Below are 2,552 nucleotides of genomic sequence, written 5' to 3' on the forward strand. Positions count from 1 at the left end.
GCGTGGAGCCGGAAGCGTATCTGCGCCATGTGCTGGCGATTATCGCGGATCATCCCATCAACAAAATCAAAGAGCTCCTGCCGTGGAACCTCACCATCCCTGCTGAATAACTGTCAATACGGCGCTGGGCGTACGCTTACCGATCCGACGCCATTATTACCCGTCGGCGGATGGCCGGGAGGATGCCGTGATTATGGCGCTGCCGCTGGGCTGACGCCGCTGCCGGCCGGGGAGCTATCAATGCCTACCCACACCATGTAGAATCTGCAACCAGCAAATTCCCTTTAGACAGAGACTGTGGCACGCGCCCATCGAGAAAGTGACCATGAAGAACGACCTCTACGCCGATGAAATTGCGGCACGGCGCACCTTCGCGATTATTTCGCACCCTGACGCCGGTAAAACGACAATTACTGAAAAAGTGCTGCTGTTCGGACAGGCAATTCAGACCGCCGGCACCGTTAAGGGCCGCGGCTCTAACCAGCACGCTAAATCCGACTGGATGGAAATGGAAAAGCAGCGCGGTATTTCCATTACCACATCCGTGATGCAATTCCCTTACCGCCAGGCGCTGGTAAATCTGCTGGATACGCCGGGGCATGAGGACTTCTCCGAAGATACCTACCGCACCCTGACGGCGGTGGACTGCTGTTTGATGGTGATCGACGCCGCCAAAGGGGTTGAAGATCGGACCCGCAAGCTGATGGAAGTCACCCGCCTGCGCGATACGCCGATCCTGACCTTTATGAATAAGGTGGATCGCGACATACGCGATCCGATGGAATTGCTTGATGAAGTGGAAAGCGAACTGCGTATTGCCTGCGCGCCGATCACCTGGCCTATCGGCTGCGGTAAACTGTTCAAGGGCATTTATCATCTGGCGAAAGATGAAACCTACCTTTATCAAAGCGGCCAGGGTCATACCATCCAGGCAGTACGGGTGGTCAAAGGGTTGGACAACCCGGAACTGGACCAGGCGGTGGGCGAGGATCTGGCAGCGCAACTGCGCGAAGAGCTGGAGCTGGTGCAGGGCGCGTCCCATCCGTTTGACGAACAGGCTTTCCTGGCGGGCGAGCTGACACCGGTATTTTTCGGTACCGCGCTGGGCAACTTTGGTGTCGATCATATGCTGGACGGTTTGGTGGCCTGGGCGCCGCCGCCGATGCCGCGTCAGACTGACGTTCGGGTGGTGCGCGCGCACGAAGAAAAGTTCACCGGCTTCGTGTTCAAGATCCAGGCCAATATGGATCCACGGCATCGGGACCGGGTGGCGTTTTTGCGCGTCGTCTCCGGCCGCTATGAAAAGAGCATGAAACTGCGCCAGGCACGTACCGGTAAGGATGTCGTTATCGCCGATGCGCTGACCTTTATGGCGGGCGACCGTTCCCATATCGAAGAAGCCTACGCCGGCGATATTATCGGCCTGCACAACCACGGGACTATCCAGATTGGCGATACCTTTACCCAGGGTGAAGAGCTGAAATTTACCGGTATTCCTAATTTCGCGCCGGAATTGTTCCGCCGTATCCGCCTGCGTGATCCGCTCAAGCAAAAGCAATTGCTTAAAGGGCTGGTGCAACTGTCGGAAGAGGGGGCGGTGCAGGTCTTTCGCCCGCTGGCCAATAATGATCTCATTGTCGGCGCGGTCGGCGTGCTGCAGTTTGATGTGGTCGTGGCGCGGCTGAAGAGCGAGTACAACGTTGAAGCGCTGTATGAGTCAGTAAACGTTTCCACCGCCCGCTGGGTGGAATGCGGCGACGCCAAAAAGCTGGAAGAATTCAAGCGCAAAAATGAACTCAATCTGGCGCTCGACGGCGGCGATAACCTCTCCTATATCGCACCGAGCATGGTGAACCTGAATCTGACCCGGGAACGCTATCCGGATATTAAGTTCCATAAAACGCGCGAACATTAATCGCGTCTTTCCTGGGCCGCCGCCAAAGCGGCGGCGTCACAATCCCCTCATCAGACAGCGCCGCACGGTGACGTTGTTGTTGATGGTGCGCCGCCTGTCTCACCGTTTGCGGCAGCGGCGACGTTCCCGCCACGCGCCTGCCTTTACGCGTGTTCGCGGGGCCGTCAGTCGCCCGATGTCCGGCCCGCGGCGGCCGACTCTTTCGTCCCGGAAAGTTCCTAAATCCTTGCTTCTGCTTTTGATTTGACGATTTTCTTTTCCCTGAGCATGCAAATTACTTGTGGTGGTCTATAGTTAAATTGTCACTGACGGAGCGGTTAATTAAGCTAATAAATTCGGCTAAGTCAGAGCAATTTGCTGTCAAGGACCGTGAAGATATGCTGTTTATTGTCCACGGTCCCCAGAAGGGAATGAGGCCACTAGGAGAATAGACCGCAGCAACGGTGAATATCACCTTACGTTTTTTTAATGAAGGGTCACTGCAAGGTTGCAGGACGCGTAAGCGTACGCCCAGCGCCGTATTGACAGTTATTCAGCAGGGATGGTGAGGTTCCACGGCAGGAGCTCTTTGATTTTGTTGATGGGATGATCCGCGATAATCGCCAGCACATGGCGCAGATACGCTTCCGGCTCCACG

Annotated in this window: 3 protein-coding genes; 2 read left to right on the forward strand and 1 reads right to left on the reverse strand. The window is 56.2% G+C overall.

Features of this window, described 5'->3' with window-relative positions; genetic code table 11:
* Nucleotides 1-110 (forward strand): transposase domain-containing protein (locus tag ACMX3H_RS18205; RefSeq protein WP_415209556.1); only part of this gene is annotated, 110 nt, incomplete at its 5' end.
* A gap of 215 nt (nt 111-325) precedes the next feature.
* On the forward strand, nt 326-1,915 hold the full coding sequence (gene prfC, locus ACMX3H_RS18210) for a peptide chain release factor 3 (protein ID WP_415211799.1): 1,590 nt from the start codon (nt 326-328) through the stop codon (nt 1,913-1,915).
* A 528-nt stretch (nt 1,916-2,443) separates the two neighbouring features.
* On the opposite strand, the gene ACMX3H_RS18215 is transcribed toward prfC, so the two are convergent.
* The coding region (locus ACMX3H_RS18215; protein ID WP_415209556.1) for a transposase domain-containing protein at nt 2,444-2,552 on the reverse strand (109 nt) is incomplete at its 5' end.

The sequence above is a fragment of the Sodalis sp. (in: enterobacteria) genome, assembly GCF_047607725.1.
Classification (GTDB): Bacteria; Pseudomonadota; Gammaproteobacteria; order Enterobacterales; family Enterobacteriaceae; genus JBLKSS01.